The organism is Bacillus sp. FSL K6-2971, from assembly GCF_038006405.1.
Classification (GTDB): Bacteria; Bacillota; Bacilli; order Bacillales; family Bacillaceae; genus Bacillus; species Bacillus pumilus.
This window is the reverse complement of sequence record NZ_JBBOVD010000001.1, coordinates 2,962,071-2,983,722: the sequence shown is the minus strand read 5'-3', so window position 1 is coordinate 2,983,722 and position 21,652 is coordinate 2,962,071. Positions and strand designations below refer to the sequence as shown.

The following is a 21,652-nucleotide window of genomic DNA, read 5'->3' as shown; positions in this document are numbered from 1 at the left end:
ATTTGTTTCTCATCGCATCGCGTTTTATAATGAAAGAATGACTTTAGACGAAAGGAGTGGATTAAGCATGTCTTATGTTCATCTTCAGGTCCACAGTGGATACAGCTTATTAAGCAGTGCAGCAAAAGTAAAGGAGCTCGTGCTGAAAGCAAAAGAACTTGGCTGCAAGGCGCTTGCTCTTACCGATGACCATGTGATGTATGGAACGGTTGAATTTTATAAGGAATGTAAAAAACATGGCATCAAGCCGGTCATCGGTTTAACAGCTTCTGTCTTCATAGATGAACAAGAGACAGAGGCTTATCCCTTGGTACTCCTTGCCAAAAACAATGAAGGCTACCAAAATTTGATCAAGATCAGCAGTGTGCTGAAATCAAAATCAAAAGCTGGACTGAAAGAGAAATGGTTGAAAAGCTATCACCGCGGGCTCATTGCCATCACACCAGGCGTTTCCGGCTACATTGAAACGCTGCTTCAGCATGATCAGATAGAAGAAGCGCATGATGCGGCGAAACAATTGAAACATATTTTCGGTGAGGGACATGTGTACATCGCACTTCAGCCATTTCAGCAAGACGAATCGCTTGCCGGTAAACTGAGGGACGTCTCAAAAAGTGCGGACATTCCTCTTGTTGCGACAGGAGATGTCCACTACATCAACCTGGAAGACAAAACGGCCTATACGTGTTTAAAGGCTATTAAAGCAGGGCAGCAGCTGCCTGAGGTTGTGGAAGACCGAGCAGAAAAGCATTTCAGAACCTTTGAAGAAATGAAGGAATGGTATACGCAGGATATGGAGCTGCTGACAAGAACTGTGGAGATTGCAGACCGCTGCGAAGTCGATTTAAATCTTGGGCAGACAAAACTCCCATCCTATCCGACCCCTGATCAATCAACAGCAGATCAGTTTTTACGCAAAGTGTGTGCAGAAGGGATGAAGCAAAGAAAGATTGCTTCAAATGACGCGTATGTTAAAAGGCTTGAGTATGAACTGAGCATTATCCAAAAAATGAATTTCAGTGATTATTTTCTCATCGTGTGGGATTTTATGAAGTATGCCCATGACCAAGGCATTGTCACAGGGCCAGGACGGGGATCGGCAGCAGGCTCACTTGTTGCCTATGTACTGTTTATTACGGATGTTGATCCGCTCCGTCACGGTCTGTTATTTGAGCGTTTCTTAAATCCTGAGCGAATCAGTATGCCTGATATTGATATTGATTTCCCCGATACGAGAAGAGATGAAATCATTTCTTATGTAAAAGACAAATACGGAGACATGCATGTGGCGCAAATCGTCACGTTTGGAACCCTTGCAGCAAAAGCAGCCTTAAGAGATGTCGGACGTGTGATGGGGATTGATTCAAAAGCAGCGGACCGTCTCGCAAAGCTGATTCCATCAAAGCCAGGAACGACGCTGAAAGAAGCGCTCACTTCATCTCCTGAATTAAAAACAATGCTCCAGCAGTCCGAAGAGCTCAGGCAAGTCTTTCAAACTGCTTTAAAGGTTGAAGGCTTGCCAAGACATACCTCGACACATGCAGCCGGCGTTGTGCTGAGCGAGGAGCCGCTGACAGAGATCGTTCCTATTCAAGACGGCCATGATGGTGTGTATTTAACGCAGTATGCGATGAATTATTTAGAAGATCTCGGGCTTTTAAAGATGGATTTCTTAGGACTAAGAAACTTAACCTTAATTGAATCCATTAAAAACCAGATTGAAAGACAGGAAAACGTCCACATTAACTTTAGTGACATTTCATATGAAGATCAGAAAACATTTGAATTGTTATCAGCGGGAGATACAACTGGGATTTTCCAGCTTGAATCACAAGGGATGCGTCAGGTGCTGAGACGCCTCAAGCCCTCTAGTTTAGAAGACATCGTGGCAGTCAATGCCCTCTATCGCCCAGGTCCAATGGAGAATATCCCGCTTTTTATCGACCGAAAGCACGGCAGAGTCAAGGTCTCTTACCCGCATCGTGATTTGTATGACATTTTAAAAGACACATATGGCGTCATCGTCTATCAAGAGCAAATAATGCTGATTGCAGCGAAGATGGCAGGCTTTCAGCTTGGCGAGGCAGATCTATTAAGAAGAGCCGTTTCGAAGAAGGATAAAAAGGTCCTTGACGAAGAACGGAGCCATTTTGTTGAAGGATGCCTAAAAAAGGAGTATCCTGTTAACATTGCAAATGACGTTTATGACTTAATCGTCAAATTTGCAAACTATGGTTTTAATAGAAGCCATGCTGTTGCATATAGCATGATTGGCTTTCAGCTTGCTTACTTAAAAGCGCATTATCCGTTATATTTTATGTGCGGACTTTTAACGAGTGTGATTGGAAATGAAGACAAAGTCGCTCAATATTTCTATGAGGCAAAGGAAAAAGGGATATCTGTGTTGAAGCCTTCTATTAATAAGAGTGAATTTCCATTTACGGTTGAAAAAGGGGAGATCCGCTACAGCTTAAGAGCGATCAAAAATGTCGGAGTGTCAGCTGTAAAGGATATATACAGGGCAAGACAGGAAAAGCCGTTTGAAGATTTATTTGATTTTTGCGCAAGAGTATCAGTAAAGAGTGTCAACCGAAAAACGATTGAAGCGCTCATTTTTTCAGGGGCGATGGATGAGCTTTATCCAAATCGTGCGTCGTTATTGGCATCAATAGATATTGCATTAGACCACGTGTCATTTTTAAATCCAGATGATCAGCTCGACTTTCTGGGGGATACAACCTTCTCCATTAAGCCAAAATATGCGGAGATAGAAGAATTGCCGCTTGTCGATCTCCTGCAATTTGAAAAAGAGGCACTTGGACTATATTTATCAAATCATCCTGTACAAGCGTACCGAGATCGCTTAAGAGAGAATGGTGCAGTGGAAATCATCAGGCTTTCTTCCTATATAAAGCGAAGAGTCTCAATGGGTGGTCTTTTGACAAAAGTGAAATCGATTCGAACAAAAAATGGACAATCGATGACATTTGTCACATTTGGGGATGAAACGGGAGAAATGGAAGGCGTCGTCTTTCCAGAGCAATTTAGAAAGCTGTCCCCCTTACTTGAGGAGGGCGCCATGCTTTATGTTGAAGGCAGAATAGATGTCAGAAATGACAGCAGCCAGATCATCGTGCAAGAAGCCGTTCTGCTTGAAGAGATGGGCACACAAAGAAAAGAGTCTGTCTACATTCGGGTGAAAGAAGAAAATCATACGCAGGAGCTGCTAGAGCAAGTAAAGCGGGTGATCTCGATGCACAGCGGAGAAGCAGATGTCTATTTGTATTATGAGAAGCAAAAAAAGACAGTGAGACTTCCAGATGCATACAAAGTTCATGCAGATCATGCTGTCATTTTCCAGTTAAAAGAGCTGCTCGGTGAACAAAACGTTGTGATTAAATGATGACAAATCGCCTGAATATGTTTTACAAATTCACCTATTGTGTTATCATTTTAAAGATTCTGTGTATTTAAAACTGCCAGTATGTGCTTATCAACTTAGCAATTCATTAAATCATTTTCCACTTGAAGGAGTGTTCATCACATGTCATTAAGAGAAGAAGCATTACATATGCACAAAGAGAATCAAGGCAAACTTGAATCAAAATCAAAAGTACAAGTGAAAAATGCGAAAGACTTGAGCTTGGCTTACTCACCTGGTGTTGCAGAACCATGTAAAGATATTTATGACGACACAAGCAAAGTGTATGATTATACAATGAAAGGCAATATGGTCGCTGTTGTCACAGACGGAAGCGCTGTTTTAGGGCTTGGAAATATTGGTGCAGAAGCATCTCTTCCAGTCATGGAAGGAAAAGCTGTATTATTCAAAAGCTTCGCTGGCGTTGATGCCTTCCCAATCGCGCTTGCGACAAACGATGTAGACAAAATCGTTGAAACAGTAAAGCTTCTTGAGCCAACGTTTGGCGGTGTCAACCTTGAAGATATTGCAGCTCCAAACTGCTTTATTATCGAAGAGCGCTTGAAAAAAGAGACAAACATTCCAGTGTTCCACGATGATCAGCACGGAACAGCGATTGTGACAGTAGCTGGACTTGTAAATGCACTGAAACTGTCTGGAAAATCAATGTCCTCTATCAAAGTGGTGGCAAACGGCGCTGGAGCAGCGGGAATTGCGATTATCAAGCTTCTATATCATTTCGGTGTACGTGATATCATCATGTGTGATACAAAAGGCGCAATTTACGAAGGCCGCCCGAACGGTATGAATGCAGTGAAAAATGAAGTGGCTAAATTCACGAACCAAGACCGTAAAGAAGGTTCATTAGAAGAAGTTATTGAAGGCGCTGACGTCTTCATCGGGGTTTCGGTAGCAGGTGCTTTAACAAAAGAAATGGTTGGAAAAATGGCAAAAGATCCTGTCATCTTCGCAATGGCGAATCCTAATCCAGAGATCATGCCAGAAGATGCACATGCAGCAGGCGCAAGTGTTGTAGGAACTGGCCGTTCTGACTTCCCGAACCAAGTGAACAACGTACTGGCATTCCCAGGAATTTTCCGCGGAGCTTTAGATGTACGTGCAACCCACATTAACGAAGAAATGAAAATTGCAGCCGTAGAAGCAATTGCTTCTCTTGTTTCAGATGATAAATTGTCAGCTGAATACGTCATCCCTGACCCATTTGATGCACGTGTAGCACCAGCGGTAGCAAAAGCGGTAGCAAAAGCAGCAATGGAAACTGGTGTTGCAAGAATCAAAGTCGACCCAGAAGAAGTCGCTGAAAAAACAAGAAAATTAACGATTATCGGCGAATAATCAATTGGAAAAGTGTGCACGTTCTTTCTGAAATTGGAGGAAAGACGTGCACTATTTCCTCTCATACGCGAAATTTTTTTCATCCGGAATGATATTTTTTTGTAGACGTTCACAATTCACATATATCAACTGCTCAGCGCCCCAAACACATACTCATTTCTCATCAATTCCCCACTGAAAAAATTGAATGAAGGATGACAGCGTTTGACAAAAAAAGTACAATAGTTTCGGTACAGTTATGACATGTCCTATAATAGTGGATGTGCGTGTAAAGAAAAAACCCTTCAAAAAGGGAGGTAGTCATTTGTCAATCAAAAATATTTTCAGTAAAAAGAAAAAATATGCATCTGTACCCTCTGAACAGGCAAGTCAAGATGTGCCTGAAGGCATCATGACCAAATGTCCGCAATGTAAAAAAATAATGCTCACCAAAGAACTAGATAAAAATTTACGTGTTTGCATGAATTGCGGTAGACATTTGCAAATGAATGCAAAACAGCGTATTGACAGCCTTGTTGACGAAGGCACATTTGAAGAATTTAACGGGCATCTGATCTCAGAAAACCCGCTCGGATTCCCAGGCTACGAAGAAAAGCTTGAGAAAGACAGAGAAAAAACGTCTTTGAATGAAGCCATTGTTACAGGTCAAGGTGAAATTGAAGGCAAGCGTGCTGTGATCGCTGTCATGGATTCCACATTCCGTATGGGCAGCATGGGCTCAGTTGTTGGTGAAAAGATCACACTTGCGATCGAGAAAGCAAAAGCGGACAAGGTGCCATTTATCATCTTTACTGCATCAGGCGGAGCGAGAATGCAGGAGGGGATCCTCAGTCTTATGCAGATGGCAAAAACAAGCTCAGCATTAAAATTGTTCAGCGAGGACCAAGGTTTGATTATCTCTGTGATGACGAACCCAACAACTGGCGGTGTATCAGCTAGTTTCGCGTCTCTTGGTGATTACAACTTTGCAGAACCTGGTGCTTTAATTGGGTTTGCAGGCCGTAGAATCATTGAACAAACCATTCGTGAAGACCTGCCAGAGGACTTCCAAACGGCTGAATTTTTAATGAAGCATGGTCAATTGGATGCTGTCATCCATCGTGCAGAGATGAAAGAAACATTAGGCCGAATCTTAGCATTACACAGCACAGGAGGTGAACGAGAGTGGCTGGAGAACTAGAATTTGAAAAACCTGTCATTGAACTTCGAGCGAAAATTGATGAACTGAAAAAGTTCACACAAAACTCAGAAATGGATTTAAGTGCAGAAATTGATCGTCTTGAAACACGTCTGAGCAAACTTGAAGCAGACATTTATACAAATTTAAAGCCGTGGGACAGAGTACAGATTGCTCGTCATGCGATGCGCCCAACAACTCTCGATTACATTCAAGAGCTGTTTGACAACTTTTTCGAGTGTCACGGTGACCGTTTTTATGGCGATGATGAAGCGATCGTTGGAGGAATTGCCACGTTTAAAGGGCTTCCTGTCACGGTGATTGGCCATCAGCGCGGTAAAGATACAAAAGAAAACTTGCGCCGTAATTTCGGAATGCCTCATCCAGAAGGCTACCGTAAAGCGCTGCGCTTGATGAAACAAGCAGATAAATTTAATCGCCCGATCATTTGCTTTATTGATACAAAAGGAGCTTATCCTGGTAAAGCAGCTGAAGAACGCGGGCAAAGTGAAGCAATTGCGAAAAACCTATTCGAAATGGCAGGACTTCGTGTACCGGTTGTCTGTATTGTCATTGGAGAAGGAGGAAGTGGCGGCGCACTAGGCTTAGGCGTAGGAAACCACCTATACATGCTAGAGAATTCAACGTATTCAGTGATTTCACCTGAAGGTGCAGCAGCACTGCTCTGGAAGGACTCATCACTTGCGAAAAAAGCTGCAGAATCAATGAAAATTACGGCTCCAGACCTAAAAGAATTAGATATTATAGATGATGTTATTAAAGAAGTGCAAGGTGGAGCACACCGAGACGTGAAACAACAAGCAGCCTACATTGAAAAAACATTAAAACAGTCACTTACATCTTTGCTCAAACTAACACCTGAAGAACTAGTCGAACAAAGATATCAAAAATACAAAGCAATCGGGAAAGTATCGGTTGAAAATCAATATATTGGGGTAAACTAAATAAACGTGCAGCCTTTTTGGCTGACGTTTATTTTTTTCATCTTTTTTCATGAAAATCGTCCTCATGTAAGCGCTATTTGAAAATAATTTTCTTTTGTTTTCATAAAGTTTGAAACGTCTGAAAACCTTGATGCCGTGGGCTTTAGAAGGCTGAATCTTCCTCGGTTTTGAAAGAATTGCTTTCATGACTGTCTTAACTTTTGTTTAAAAACGGTTTATTTAATTGTATAATAAGTACGGTTTTAGAAATACGTATTGAAAACATCAGGTTTTGCTCATGATTGTTTTCAAGCAGTGGAAATGGTATGTTTAATTCATATATGGTCTCTGAGGTGAAAAAGATGAAGCGTATAGGAGTTTTAACGAGCGGTGGGGACTCCCCAGGAATGAATGCAGCTGTGCGCGCAGTTGTAAGGAAAGCGATTTACCATAATGTTGAAGTTTACGGTATTTATAATGGATATTCAGGTCTAATTAACGGTAAAATTGAGAAACTTGAAATAGGTTCAGTTGGAGATATCATTCATCGTGGAGGAACAAAACTTTACACGGCAAGATGCCCTGAATTCAAGACAGTTGAAGGTCGTGAAAAAGGCATTGAGAACTTAAAAAAATTCGGTATTGAAGGACTTGTTGTGATCGGCGGAGACGGTTCATTCATGGGAGCGAAGAAATTAACTGAGCTCGGTTTTCCATGTGTAGGTGTCCCGGGTACAATCGACAACGATATCCCAGGTACTGATTTCACTATTGGCTTTGATACAGCACTGAATACAGTCATTGACGCCATTGATAAAATTCGTGATACAGCCACATCTCATGAACGTACATACGTAGTGGAAGTAATGGGAAGACATGCTGGTGATATTGCTCTTTGGTCAGGTCTTGCAGGCGGAGCCGAATCTATTTTGATTCCTGAAGCAGACTATGACATGGATGAAATTATCGCGAGATTAAGAAGAGGGCACGAGCGCGGCAAGAAGCACAGTATCATCATCGTCGCAGAAGGCGTAGGCAGCGGTGTTGAATTTGGTAAGCGGATTGAAGAGGAGACAAGCCTTGAAACCCGTGTATCTGTCTTAGGACATATTCAGCGCGGAGGTTCTCCAAGCGCATTTGACCGAGTACTCGCAAGCCGTTTAGGAGCATACGCAGTAGAACTACTTCTTGAAGGAAAAGGCGGACGCTGTGTGGGGATTCAAAGCAACGAACTCGTTCACCACGATATTTTAGATATCTTAGATAAAAAACATACAGTCGATCAAAATATGTACCGACTTTCACAAGAGCTCTCTATATAAAACGAGAAGACCTTAGGAGGAACAGTAATGAGAAAGACAAAAATCGTTTGTACAATCGGTCCAGCAAGTGAAACCATTGAAAAGCTGACTGAATTGATTGAAGCAGGAATGAATGTAGCCAGACTAAACTTCTCTCATGGAGATTTTGAAGAGCATGGTGCACGCATCGAAAACATTCGTAAAGCAGGTGAAACATTAGGCAAGGACATTGCGATCCTTCTTGATACAAAAGGTCCAGAGATCCGTACACGTACAGTTGAAAACGGCTCAATTGAGCTAGTCGCTGGTGCAGATCTTATCGTAAGTATGGAAGACATTGTTGGAAATACGGAAAAAATTAGTGTGACGTATGAAGAGTTAATTCATGATGTAGAAGTAGGCTCAACGATTCTGTTAGATGATGGTCTCATTGGTTTAGAAGTGAAAGAAATTAACATGGACCGCAAAGAAATCGTCACAAAGGTCATGAATACAGGCACGCTCAAAAACAAAAAAGGTGTAAACGTTCCAGGTGTAAGTGTGAACCTGCCAGGTATTACAGAAAAGGATGCCAATGATATTTTGTTCGGAATTGAACAAGGCGTCGATTTCATCGCAGCTTCTTTTGTGAGACGAGCTTCTGATGTTCTTGAAATTCGTGAGCTTCTTGAAAAGAATAACGCGGCTGACATTCAAATCATTCCTAAGATTGAAAACCAAGAGGGTGTTGATAACATCGATGAAATCCTTGAGGTATCAGACGGTTTGATGGTTGCACGTGGAGATCTTGGTGTAGAGATCCCGGCAGAAGAAGTACCGCTTGTTCAAAAAATGCTGATCAAAAAATGCAATCGCTTAGGCAAACCAGTCATCACAGCGACCCAAATGCTTGACAGTATGCAGCGTAATCCTCGTCCAACTCGTGCGGAAGCAAGTGACGTGGCAAATGCTATTTTTGATGGCACAGATGCGATTATGCTTTCTGGTGAAACAGCAGCAGGAACATATCCAGTGGAAGCTGTACAAACGATGCATAACATTGCATCACGTTCAGAAGATGCACTCAACTATAAAGCCATTCTTTCTCGTAGAAGCGAAGAAGTAGATGTCAGCATTACAGATGCCATCGGTCAATCTGTTGCACATACAGCGATGAAGCTTGACGTTGCAGCGATTGTGACACCTACGGAAAGCGGTCATACAGCGAGAATGATTTCAAAATATAGACCAAAAGCACCAATCGTAGCAGTCACAGCAAACGAATCAGTAGCGAGAAAGCTGTCTCTCGTATTCGGTGTATTTGCAAAGAGCGGATCGAAAACGACATCTACTGATGAAATGCTTGAGAATGCAGTCGAGAAGTCGATTGAAACAGGCTATGTGAGACATGGCGATTTAATTGTTATTACAGCTGGTGTGCCAGTTGGTGAAACAGGTACTACGAACTTAATGAAAGTTTATGTTGTCGGTGACATCATTGCGAAAGGTCAAGGAATTGGCCGTAAATCTGCATTTGGACCGGTTGTCATTGCACAAAGCGGAAAAGAAGCAGAGGAAAAAATGTACGATGGTGCGATTCTTGTCGCAAACTGTACAGACCGTGACATGATGGGTGCTTTAGAAAAAGCATCTGCTCTGATCACTGAAGAAGGCGGCTTAACAAGCCATGCAGCAGTCGTTGGACTTAGCCTGGGCATTCCAGTGATTGTGGGTCTTGATGGTGCTACAACACTGCTAAAAGAAGGCGAAGAAATTACAGTAGATCCGGCACGCGGAGCGATCTACAAAGGCCGTGCAAGCGTCCTTTAAATGATACACACGAGGGGAGTTGTCTGACTCCTCTCTTTTTTTATGTTACACTAAAAAAGTAAAACAGCTTTCGGGTGAAAGATACCCCATGAGGTGATATGGCTTGAAAAAATATTTGCTACTATTATTGATTCTGTTCCCTGCAGTGGAAATCAGTTTATTTTTAATATCAAGTAAAATCATTGGCATTTTGCCAACGATGCTGATGATCGTACTCACGAGTGCATTAGGTGCTTATTTTGCAAGAAAACAAGGAATCGAAGCTTTTCAAAAAGTGCAAAGAGATTTACAATATGGCAAAATGCCAGGGGCAACGATTGTCGATGGTTTTTGCATTCTAATCGGCGGTCTACTTCTGCTCATTCCCGGCTTCTTATCTGATATCATCGGTGCGCTGCTGCTCATTCCGATGACGAGAAAGCAAATCAAGCCGCTTTTTGAACGCTGGCTCAGGAACATGTCTAATCGCAGTCGCTATACAATTATTCGCTAAAGAGACCTTGAGCTGAAGGTCTCTTTTACTTTTGCATGCCGTACCGAATGTACTGATAGATATCCCTGAAAACACCTGCATTACGAAATGCTTGCCACACGACAAGGGAGGCAGGGCCAATGACGAGTCCGAGGAAACCCAACCATTTTAACCCGACAAATAGTGCCACAAGGGTGGCTAAAGGATTAAGCCCAATGGATTTGCTTAAGACTTTTGGCTCTGAAATTTGTCTTTGAATGAGCACGACAATATACAAAATGCCGAGCCCGATGGCGAGTGAAAGGTTTCCTGTCATAGCAGAGTAAATGATCCATGGCAGAAAAACAGTGCCGCTCCCGATATAAGGAAGTAAATCGACAAACCCAATACATAAAGCAATGACAAGGGCGTGCTCGACTTTTAAGATGATCAGTCCAATGACGACAAGGCCGATGGTCATAGCAACAAGCAAAAGCTGCGCCTTCATAAAACCGGTAATGGCTTTTTTGATTTCAGATAAAATGGCTCGTGTATGCTGCATCCATTTTGCGGGAAAGATACGAGAACCATATTTTTTTAATGTAAACCAATCTTTCGTGATAAAAAAAGTCGCCAGTGCAGAAAACAAAAGGGTTGCGGCTGCATCAGGCAAAAGACTTAAAAAAGCCGGGATGAGCTCGAGTGTTTTTGAAAGAAAAGTCCCTATTTTTGCGGCAGCTTCATCGCCTAGCGCTTGGATTTGTCCCAAAATCGATTCCTTTTGACCTGCTTGAAGTGTATTAAATTGGGCGGTTACATCATGGTACAAAGGTAGGATCTTATCTGTAAAAAACTGTTCCACAATCCCAATCATTTGATCAAGGTGACCAGGCAGAACCTTTGCCAAATAAGCACTTCCTGAAATGATTTCTGCTACTAAGAGTGTGATGAAACCGGCTGCTACTACTAAAAAGAGCAGTAGTACAATGACTACAACAAATCCTCTCGGCATTCCGGTGATCTCTTCTATTTTGCATACAGCAGGGTGAATCAGGCAGGATACAATAAGTGCAATCCAAAAAGGATATAAAAAAGGAAAAGACTGATATAAAAAGGCAACCGCAAATACAGCAATGCCGATCATCATCAAACTTCGTAGAAAAATGGCCATATAGGTGTGGTTCACACAATCCCCTCCAAAAAAACAAGCATGTCCGATACTTCATTTTATTCAAAAAGATTAGTAATATGAAAAGGTCGCAATAAAAAGAAAGGAAGGGGCGGCGTATGTTTACTCAAGCAAATTTATTTTTGGTTCTTTTACTCGTTATTGCACTTATTGCAAAAAACAATTCATTAATTTTAGCGGTTTCTGTGCTCATTGGGATTAAACTGATTGGTTTGGATCAAAAAATTTTCCCAGTTCTTCAATCGAAAGGCATCAATTGGGGGGTCACCGTCATTACAATTGCTGTGCTTGTTCCTATTGCAACAGGTGACATTGGATTTAAGCAGCTTGGAGAAGCCATGAAATCATCTTATGCTTGGATTGCACTTGGAGCGGGTATATTAGTAGCATTAATCGCAAAAAACGGTATTGTGCTACTCGAAAATGATCCGCATATCACGGCAGCGCTTGTGTTCGGGACGATTTTGGCAGTTAGCTTATTTAAAGGTGTAGCTGTCGGTCCGCTGATCGGAGCAGGAATTGCTTATTTGGCGATGCAGGCTGTGAAATTTTTCAGCGGTTGAAAAGAGAGTGGTTCATGCCACTTTCTTTTTTATTTTTTTCTTGCGTGAGCTTTTGCAAAAAAACATAATTAAATATAATAAAAGAAGCAAAATCCCTTTATTCCATGCCTCATATGGAAGACTGGAAAAAAAAATATCAAAAAAAATTATAGTTAAACATTTAACAAATGTCTGATTATTGTTTATAATGGGAATAGGCTTAATTTTGAACTCATTGATCACACAAGAGATATGAGGCTAAAAGCGCTCTAACCGTATAGGTAAATGTAAGCATTTTCTTTTCTGAACCTGCCGTCTTATTCGGATTGGATAGCGCTTTCAAAAAGCGAGAATTCTGCAACGAAGGGGAATTTTTTTAAAAAGGGGAGATTGAACATGACAGCAACAAGAGGTCTTGAAGGTATTGTGGCAACAACTTCATCCGTAAGCTCAATTATTGATGATACTCTTACTTATGTAGGGTACAATATCGATGATTTAACTGAAAAAGCTACATTCGAAGAAATTGTCTACCTGTTATGGCACTTAAAGCTGCCGAATGAGCAAGAGCTGAGTGAGTTAAAACAGCAGCTCAACGAAAATGCTCACATTCCGCAAGAAATCATTGAGCACTTTAAATCGTATTCGCTGGATGGGGTTCATCCAATGTCTGCGATTCGTACAGCGGTATCCTTACTAGGATTACTTGATGACGAATCAGAGATTATGGACAAAGAAGCGAATTACAGAAAAGCCATTCGCTTACAGGCGAAAATTTCTGGACTAGTCGCTGCGTTTTCACGTATTCGTAAGGGACTTGAGCCTGTACAGCCAAAAGAAGAATACAGCTATGCTGCGAACTTCTTGTATATGCTAAATGGCGAAGAGCCGTCACCAGTAGAAATTGAGGCAATTGATAAGGCACTCATTCTACATGCGGATCATGAATTAAACGCATCGACATTTACAGCGCGTGTATGTGTTGCTACACTATCAGATATCTACTCTGGTGTAACAGCGGCTATCGGTGCGCTGAAAGGACCACTTCATGGCGGAGCCAACGAAGGCGTGATGAAGATGCTTTCAGAAATTGGCGAAGTTGAAAACGTAGATTCCTATATTCATGGTAAGCTAGAGAAGAAAGAAAAAATTATGGGCTTTGGCCACCGTGTATACCGTCAAGGTGACCCGCGTGCAAAGCATCTAAAAGAAATGAGCCAGCGTTTAACAAACCTGACTGGCGAGCCGAAATGGTATGAAATGTCTGTTCGCGCAGAGGAAATCGTGACATCAGAGAAAAATCTTCCACCAAATGTTGATTTTTATTCTGCATCTGTATATCACAGTCTTGGGATTGATCATGACTTGTTTACACCAATTTTCGTGATCAGCCGATTCTCTGGATGGATTGCTCACATTTTAGAGCAGTATGACAACAATCGTCTCATCCGTCCAAGAGCTGACTACATTGGACCTGATCTTCAAACCTTTGTTCCGATCAGTGAAAGAGACTAATGTTTATAGAATAAGCGGAGGCTGATCCAAATAAACCAATCAGCCTCCATATCAACAAAAAACGAATCACGTGAAAAACTTCTTCGCTTGCAGACATCAAGCCAAGAAGTTTCAAATATTCACTACATAACCTGGGAGGTAATATCATTGTCACAAGGCGAAAAAATTACAGTTACTGGCGGCGTATTGAATGTACCAAATAATCCAATTATCCCGTTTATCGAAGGGGACGGAATCGGTCCTGACATTTGGAAAGCAGCATCAAGAGTACTTGAAGCCGCTGTAGAAAAAGCATATAAAGGTGAAAAGCAAATCACTTGGAAAGAAGTATATGCTGGTGAGAAAGCTTACAATAAAACTGGAGAATGGCTTCCTGAGCAAACACTTGAAGACATTCGTGAATACTTAATCGCAATCAAAGGACCACTGACAACACCAATCGGCGGAGGAATCCGTTCGTTAAACGTGGCACTTAGACAAGAGCTTGATCTATTCACGTGCTTACGTCCAGTTCGCTGGTTCAAAGGTGTACCGTCTCCTGTGAAACGTCCAGAAGACACAGATATGGTCATCTTCCGTGAGAATACAGAAGATATCTATGCTGGTATCGAGTATGCACAAGGATCAGACGAAGTGAAGAAGTTAATTGACTTCTTGAAAAACGAATTAGGTGTAAACAAAATCCGTTTCCCAGAAACATCAGGTATCGGAATCAAGCCAGTTTCTGAAGAAGGAACTTCTCGCCTTGTCAGAGCGGCTATCCAATATGCAATCGACCAAGGCCGTAAGTCTGTGACACTTGTTCACAAAGGAAACATCATGAAATTCACAGAAGGTGCCTTCAAAAACTGGGGCTACGAAGTGGCTGAAAAAGAGTTTGGCGACAAGGTCTTTACATGGGCACAATATGATCGTATTGTGGAACAAGATGGAAAAGATGCGGCAAACAAAGCGCAAAGTGAAGCAGAAGCTGCTGGCAAAATTATTGTCAAAGACAGCATTGCAGATATTTTCCTTCAACAAATCCTAACTCGTCCAGCTGAGTTCGATGTTGTGGCAACAATGAACTTAAACGGAGATTACATCTCTGATGCTCTTGCAGCACAAGTTGGTGGAATTGGTATCGCACCAGGTGCGAACATCAACTACGAAACAGGACACGCTATTTTTGAAGCGACTCACGGAACAGCACCTAAATATGCTGGTCTTGATAAAGTGAACCCATCTTCTGTTCTTCTATCAGGCGTGCTTTTACTTGAGCACCTTGGCTGGCAGGAAGCAGCTGATCTAGTGATTCAATCTGTTGAAAATACAATTGCATCAAAAGTCGTCACTTACGATTTTGCTAGATTAATGGATGGCGCAAAAGAAGTGAAATGTTCTGAGTTTGCTGACGAGCTCATCAAAAACTTGTCTTGATTCTTAAACTTTAAAGTTAAAGGGGAAAAAGGAAATGGCAAACAAGCGTAAAAAAGTATCTGTTATCGGAGCAGGCTTTACTGGAGCAACTACAGCATTTCTAACGGCTCAAAAAGAATTAGCGGACGTCGTATTAGTCGATATCCCGCAGCTTGAGAACCCAACAAAAGGGAAAGCACTTGATATGCTGGAAGCAAGTCCTGTTCAAGGCTTCGATGCAAACATTACAGGAACTTCTAACTACGAAGATACAGCCGGTTCTGATGTCGTGGTCATTACGGCGGGGATTGCAAGAAAGCCGGGAATGAGCCGTGACGATCTCGTGTCAACAAATGAAAAAATCATGCGCAGTGTGACACGCGAAATCGTTAAATATTCTCCAGAAGCCATCATTGTTGTATTAACAAACCCTGTTGATGCAATGACGTATGCAGTTTATAAAGAATCAGGATTACCAAAAGAAAAAGTCATTGGACAATCGGGTATTCTTGATACAGCACGTTTCCGTACGTTCGTTGCTCAAGAATTAAACCTATCTGTTAAAGACGTGACGGGCTTTGTGCTTGGTGGACATGGCGATGACATGGTTCCTCTTGTTCGTTACTCTTATGCAGGCGGTATCCCGCTTGAAACATTGATTCCTAAAGAGCGAATTGATGCAATTGTTGAAAGAACAAGAAAAGGCGGCGGCGAAATCGTGAACCTGTTAGGTAACGGTAGTGCATATTATGCACCTGCTGCTTCACTAGTCGAAATGGTTGAGGCGATCCTTAAAGATCAGCGCCGCGTCATGCCGACGATTGCTTACCTTGAAGGTGAATATGGCTACGAAGGCATTTACCTAGGTGTACCAACAATCGTAGGTGGAAACGGCCTTGAGCAGATCATCGAGCTTGAGCTGACAGAAGAAGAAAGAAGTCAGCTTGACCGTTCTGTTGAATCAGTTAAGAATGTCATGAAAGTATTGTCTTAATATGAATAAAAAAGAAGGCTTCTCGTATGAGGAGTCTTCTTTTTGTTTACAAAACAAATCTTGTCGAAATTTTAAATTGTTCTCTTGTTAAGCTTTCGTTAAAATGAAAGAGAAAGCATGACTTCTCGCTTTTCACATAAGATACAAAAAACGGATGCAGGGGAAATCACTAATTGGAGGCACAACATGAATAAAAAAATATTAGTTGTGGATGATGAAGAATCGATTGTAACACTTCTAAGCTATAACCTTGAAAGAGCGGGCTATGATGTCGTCACAGCAAGAGACGGGGAAGAAGCGCTTGAAAAAGCAGCAAGTGAACAGCCTGACCTTATTGTATTAGATTTAATGCTTCCGAAGATGGACGGCATTGAAGTGTGCAAACAACTGAGAATTCAAAAAATGATGTTCCCTATTTTAATGCTGACAGCAAAGGACGATGAATTTGATAAGGTGCTAGGTCTTGAGCTTGGGGCCGATGATTACATGACAAAGCCATTCAGTCCTAGAGAAGTGGGTGCTCGGGTAAAAGCCATTTTGAGAAGAGCACAGCAATCTCAGCCTGCCCCCACGCAAGAGGAGAAGGAAGAGATCGTTGCAGATCAAATCAAAATTGGTGAACTGCGCATTTTACCAGAACACTACGAAGTCTATTTCCAAGAAAAACGTCTAGAGCTGACGCCAAAAGAATTTGAACTACTGCTTTATTTGGCGAAGCATAAAGGACGTGTCCTCACGCGTGATTTATTGCTAAGTGCCGTTTGGAATTATGACTTTGCAGGTGACACTCGTATTGTGGATGTCCATATTAGTCACTTGCGGGACAAAATTGAAAAGAACACGAAAAAACCAACATACATTAAAACGATTCGCGGCTTAGGCTACAAATTGGAGGAGCCAAAGTCAAATGAGTAAAATTAGAACCCGTCTGTTTTCGGGACTCATTTTTCTCCTTTTTATTGTGTTTGTGGCACTTGGTCTTTTCCTGGATCACATGTTCCATGTTTTCTATGAAACAAAATTAACAGAACGAATGGAAAAGGAATCGAGCTTTCTCCTGTCTTCTATGAATGGTGATGATCTAAAGGCGAAGCAAAACAAAGAGGTCCTCAACCAGGCAAAGCAGCATTTTGATATGAATGCGTCGATTGTGGATTTAAAGGGGAATATCATACATACAACGGGTCAAGCAGAACAAAAGGCCGTCATTCAAAATACACTAAACAATGAACGTCTCCAAACAAAAGGGGTCGTTATTGACGATGAGAAGGATGCGCTTTTCCATTATGCTGTCCCGATCTTAAAACAAAACGAACCAGCGGGTTATTTATTTCTTCATGCGTCATACGAGCCTTTAAATGAAATTGACGACCAGCTTTGGCTTGCATTAGCCTTTTGTCTTGGCTCGGCGATTATCATTATCGTTTTCTTTGGGTACCGCATGTCGATGAAATATGTGAAACCAATTGATTATGCGACAAAGGTAGCCAAACAGCTAGAACGCGGGAACTATGATACGAATAATTATGAAGAGCTGATGATTGAAACAAGTGAACTGAATACTTCCATGAAGCGTTTGGCAGGAAGTCTTCAAGAAATGACAAGTGCCGGTGAAATGCAGAGAGACCGGCTGCAAACGGTCATTGAAAATATTGGAGCGGGGATTATATTGATTGATAAGATGGGGTATATCCACCTCGTCAATCGAACCTTCCGCAAGCAGTTTAAGGTGCAAAAGCACATTTACATGCACAAGCTGTATCACGAAGCGTTTACCCATGAAGAGATTATCGAATTAATTGACGAGATTTTCATGACAGAAACGAAGGTGCGGAAGTTTTTACGTCTAGCCGTTGACATTGAACGCCGCTACTTCCAAGTGGATGGTGTACCCATTTTAAGTACAGACGATGAATGGAAAGGAATTGTTCTCGTATTTCATGACGTGACAGAAACGAAGCAGCTGGAGCAGATGCGAAAAGATTTTGTCGCCAATGTGTCTCATGAGTTAAAAACACCGATTACGTCGATTAAAGGATTTTCTGAAACCCTTCTTGATGGCGCGATTGATGACAAAGAAGCACTGACAGAATTTCTTTCTATCATTTTAAAAGAGAGTGTCCGTCTAGAAACATTGATTCAAGACTTACTTGATCTTTCTAAAATTGAGCAACAGCAATTCAAGCTGAATATTCAAGAAGCCAATGCGACAGAAATCATCCAAGAGATTCAAGTGCTGTTAAGTCAAAAGGCTACAGAAAAAGGCATTCAATTACATGTGCGTGTCCCAAAAGAACCGGTCTATGTCATGGCAGACCCGCTAAGGTTAAAGCAAATCTTTCTCAATCTCGTTAATAATGCCCTTACCTATACACCAGAGGGAGGAAGTGTCACCATCTCAGCAAGACCGAGAAAAGGTGCCTATGAATTTGATGTAGCAGATACAGGAATTGGTATGAAGAAAAGTGAGATTCCAAGAATATTTGAGAGATTTTATCGAATTGATAAAGATAGAAGCAGGAATTCAGGCGGTACAGGTCTTGGGCTTGCCATTGTCAAACACCTTGTGGAGGCGCATGAAGGAACAATTTCTGTCGGCAGCAAACAAGGTAAAGGAACGACTTTTACAGTGAGCCTGAAATCGACATAGAGAAAAAAGGAAAGTCACGTTAAAATTTACATGATCTTTACAATGAATTCATGTTTTGTTAAACATTCATTGATAGGATGAATAGGAACCCCTTCATCCAAGGAGCCAATTTTGGAAGGACGAAAACACTTGTTGTTTTCGTCCCTTTTTTATGAAGGCTCGACTATTTTCTTTTCAAAATAAACTTTGATAAAATGAAGATACAATGTGTGAAAGAGACGGCTGAGATGGCTCAGCCGATGGAGGATTAAAACATGACAGACAAAAAGAAATTAGTGTTAGTGGATGGAAACAGCCTCGCATATCGAGCTTTCTTTGCTTTGCCGCTATTATCAAATGATAAAGGCGTACATACAAATGCTATTTATGGCTTTGCGATGATCTTAATGAAGATGCTGGAGGACGAGAAGCCAACCCATATGCTCGTCACATTTGATGCGGGAAAAACAACATTCCGCCACGAGACATTTAAAGAATATAAAGGCGGAAGACAAAAAACCCCGCCAGAGCTATCAGAACAAATGCCGTTCATCCGTGAACTATTAGATGCCTATCAGGTGAAAAGGTACGAGCTTCCTCAATATGAGGCAGATGATATTATCGGTACATTGGCTGTCGAGGCAGAAAAAAACGGCTTTGAAGTCAAAATCTTCACAGGAGATAAAGACTTAACCCAGCTCTCAACAGATCATACGACAGTGGCTATTACGAAAAAAGGCATTACAGAAGTAGAATACTACACACCTGCTCATATTGAAGAAAAATATGGCTTGCGACCAGATCAAATCATTGATATGAAAGGGCTGATGGGAGATTCATCAGATAATATCCCAGGCGTCCCAGGTGTAGGCGAAAAAACAGCCATTAAATTGTTAAAGCAGTTTGAAACAGTTGAGAACCTGCTTGAACATATTGATGAAGTGAGCGGGAAAAAGCTCAAAGAAAAGCTTGAAGAATATAAAGAACAAGCAGTCATGAGTAAAGAGCTGGCGACCATTCTCGTAGAAGCACCTATTGATGTGTCGAGCAAAGATCTCGCCTACGAAGGTCCACACATGGATCAAGTGATCTCTCTTTATAAAGAACTAGGCTTTCAAACCCTGCTAGAGCGTCTAGGAGAAGCACCAGAAACAGATGAACAGGTTGAAGTAGACGCATTAGAAGTGAAAAAAATGACAACTGTAACGGGCGATATACTGACAGATCATGCAGCCCTTGTGGTAGAACAGCTTGGAGATAATTATCACGAAGCGGATTTGATCGGTTTTGCGATCCATAATGAAAATGGTGCGTTTTTTATGACGAAAGAAGATGCGCTTCAATCAGATGCATTTAAAGAATGGGTACAGGATGAAACGAAGAAAAAATGGGTCTTTGATTCAAAAAGAGCAGTTGTCGCTCTCAGATGGCATGATGTCGACCTAAAAGGTGTCGACAATGATGTTCTGCTCGCTTCCTACGTCGTCAACCCGCAGAAATCATACGAAGACGTCTCAAGTGTAGCGAAGGAATATGGTCTGAATATCGCTCTTTCTGATGAAAAAGTATACGGAAAAGGAGCAAAACAGGCGATTCCATCTGAAGATGAACTGAAAGAACATCTTGGACGAAAAGCAGCGGCGATCTCAGCCTTGCATGATTTAACACTAGAAGCATTAGAAAAAAATGATCAGCATGAACTATATGAAGATTTAGAGCTGCCGCTAGCACTCATCTTAGGCGAAATGGAATCTCTTGGAGTAAAGGTAGATCTAAAGCGCCTAGAGAAAATGGGTGAAGAATTAACGAAAAAGCTTAAAGAATATGAAGAAACCATTCACCGCTTAGCAGGAGAAACGTTTAACATCAATTCTCCTAAACAGCTTGGTGTCATCCTTTTTGAAAAATTAGGTCTCCCGATTATCAAGAAGACAAAAACAGGCTATTCAACGTCTGCAGATGTGCTTGAAAAGCTTGAAGATAAGCATGAAATCATTCGATCCATTCTGCACTACAGGCAAATCGGAAAGCTGCAATCGACCTATGTAGAAGGGTTAATGAAAGTAACGCGCAAGGATACCCATAAAGTGCATACAAGGTTTAATCAAGCACTCACCCAAACAGGAAGATTAAGCTCAACAGATCCAAACCTTCAAAACATCCCGATTCGTTTAGAAGAAGGACGGAAGATTCGTCAAGCATTCGTTCCTTCAAAAGAAGGCTGGCTCATGTTTGCAGCTGACTATTCACAAATCGAGCTGCGTGTACTTGCTCATATTTCACAAGATGAGAATTTGATCGAAGCATTTACGCAAGACATGGACATTCACACGAAAACAGCGATGGATGTGTTCCATGTCTCAGAAGATGAAGTGACTTCCGCTATGAGAAGACAAGCCAAGGCAGTAAACTTCGGTATTGTATACGGAATTAGCGATTATGGACTTTCTCAAAACCTTGGGATCACAAGAAAAGAAGCAGCCGCATTTATCGAGCGCTATTTAACAAGCTTTAAAGGCGTGAAAACCTATATGGAAGAAATCGTCCAGGAAGCAAAACAAAAAGGCTACGTCACGACGCTTCTCAAACGCAGACGATATATCCCAGATATCACAAGTCGTAATTTTAATATCAAAAGCTTTGCAGAACGAACAGCCATGAACACACCGATCCAAGGCAGCGCAGCCGATATTATTAAAAAAGCGATGATTGATATGGCGCGAAGGCTCAAAGAAGAAAACCTGCAGACAAATCTTTTATTACAGGTGCACGATGAATTGATCTTCGAAGCGCCGAAAGAAGAAATCGCCATCCTTGAAAAGATTGTTCCTGAAGTCATGGAAAATGCACTTCAGCTTGATGTGCCGCTAAAAGTTGATTTTTCTTCAGGTCCATCTTGGTACGATGCGAAATAAATAATAGAGAG

The 21,652-nt window shown here is 41.6% G+C and carries 15 protein-coding genes; 14 read left to right on the top strand and 1 reads right to left on the bottom strand.

Going from position 1 to position 21,652, the window contains the following annotated elements:
- Positions 1-67: 67 nt before the first annotated feature.
- The 7 genes from dnaE (at position 68) to MHI33_RS15920 (ending at position 10,501) form a co-directional block, all read left to right on the top strand.
- On the top strand, positions 68-3,403 hold the full coding sequence (dnaE, locus tag MHI33_RS15950; RefSeq protein WP_340912527.1) for a DNA polymerase III subunit alpha: 3,336 nt from the start codon (positions 68-70) through the stop codon (positions 3,401-3,403).
- Between the two features lie 141 nt (positions 3,404-3,544).
- Positions 3,545-4,777, top strand: a complete 1,233-nt coding sequence (locus MHI33_RS15945; RefSeq protein ID WP_044139296.1) for an NAD(P)-dependent malic enzyme — start codon at positions 3,545-3,547, stop codon at positions 4,775-4,777.
- Between the two features lie 304 nt (positions 4,778-5,081).
- A complete protein-coding gene (gene accD / locus MHI33_RS15940) occupies positions 5,082-5,957 on the top strand; it encodes an acetyl-CoA carboxylase, carboxyltransferase subunit beta (RefSeq protein ID WP_185107122.1) in 876 nt (291 codons plus the stop codon).
- Positions 5,942-6,919, top strand: a complete 978-nt coding sequence (accA, locus tag MHI33_RS15935) for an acetyl-CoA carboxylase carboxyl transferase subunit alpha (RefSeq protein WP_106066893.1) — start codon at positions 5,942-5,944, stop codon at positions 6,917-6,919. Before accD ends, accA begins: the two co-directional genes overlap by 16 nt.
- 341 nt (positions 6,920-7,260) lie before the next feature.
- Positions 7,261-8,220, top strand: coding sequence for a 6-phosphofructokinase (gene pfkA / locus MHI33_RS15930; RefSeq protein WP_012010865.1), 960 nt, complete (start codon positions 7,261-7,263; stop codon positions 8,218-8,220).
- 27 nt (positions 8,221-8,247) lie between these two features.
- A complete protein-coding gene (gene pyk, locus MHI33_RS15925; RefSeq protein WP_340912519.1) occupies positions 8,248-10,008 on the top strand; it encodes a pyruvate kinase in 1,761 nt (586 codons plus the stop codon).
- 103 nt (positions 10,009-10,111) lie between these two features.
- Entirely contained in the window at positions 10,112-10,501 is a 390-nt protein-coding gene (locus MHI33_RS15920) for an FxsA family protein (RefSeq protein WP_044139293.1), read from the top strand.
- A gap of 25 nt (positions 10,502-10,526) precedes the next feature.
- On the opposite strand, the gene ytvI is transcribed toward MHI33_RS15920, so the two are convergent.
- Positions 10,527-11,645, bottom strand: a complete 1,119-nt coding sequence (gene ytvI, locus MHI33_RS15915) for a sporulation integral membrane protein YtvI (RefSeq protein WP_106065737.1) — start codon at positions 11,643-11,645, stop codon at positions 10,527-10,529.
- Positions 11,646-11,746: 101 nt separating this feature from the next.
- Between ytvI and MHI33_RS15910 the strand changes: the two genes are divergently transcribed.
- The 7 genes from MHI33_RS15910 to polA all read left to right on the top strand — a co-directional run bounded on the left by MHI33_RS15910 (position 11,747) and on the right by polA (position 21,641).
- Positions 11,747-12,211: a DUF441 domain-containing protein gene (locus MHI33_RS15910; protein ID WP_044139290.1), complete on the top strand. Its 465-nt coding sequence runs from the start codon at positions 11,747-11,749 to the stop codon at positions 12,209-12,211.
- Between the two features lie 375 nt (positions 12,212-12,586).
- Positions 12,587-13,705, top strand: a complete 1,119-nt coding sequence (gene citZ / locus MHI33_RS15905; RefSeq protein WP_008346063.1) for a citrate synthase — start codon at positions 12,587-12,589, stop codon at positions 13,703-13,705.
- Between the two features lie 147 nt (positions 13,706-13,852).
- Positions 13,853-15,124, top strand: coding sequence for an NADP-dependent isocitrate dehydrogenase (gene icd, locus MHI33_RS15900; RefSeq protein WP_044139289.1), 1,272 nt, complete (start codon positions 13,853-13,855; stop codon positions 15,122-15,124).
- 34 nt (positions 15,125-15,158) lie between these two features.
- Positions 15,159-16,097, top strand: coding sequence for a malate dehydrogenase (gene mdh / locus MHI33_RS15895; protein WP_007501693.1), 939 nt, complete (start codon positions 15,159-15,161; stop codon positions 16,095-16,097).
- A 186-nt stretch (positions 16,098-16,283) separates the two neighbouring features.
- Entirely contained in the window at positions 16,284-17,012 is a 729-nt protein-coding gene (locus MHI33_RS15890; protein ID WP_044139288.1) for a response regulator transcription factor, read from the top strand.
- A complete protein-coding gene (gene pnpS / locus MHI33_RS15885; protein WP_340912512.1) occupies positions 17,005-18,747 on the top strand; it encodes a two-component system histidine kinase PnpS in 1,743 nt (580 codons plus the stop codon). The genes MHI33_RS15890 and pnpS overlap by 8 nt, the downstream gene beginning before the upstream one ends.
- 254 nt (positions 18,748-19,001) lie before the next feature.
- Positions 19,002-21,641: a DNA polymerase I gene (gene polA / locus MHI33_RS15880; RefSeq protein WP_340912509.1), complete on the top strand. Its 2,640-nt coding sequence runs from the start codon at positions 19,002-19,004 to the stop codon at positions 21,639-21,641.
- The last annotated feature ends 11 nt before the right edge of the window (positions 21,642-21,652 follow it).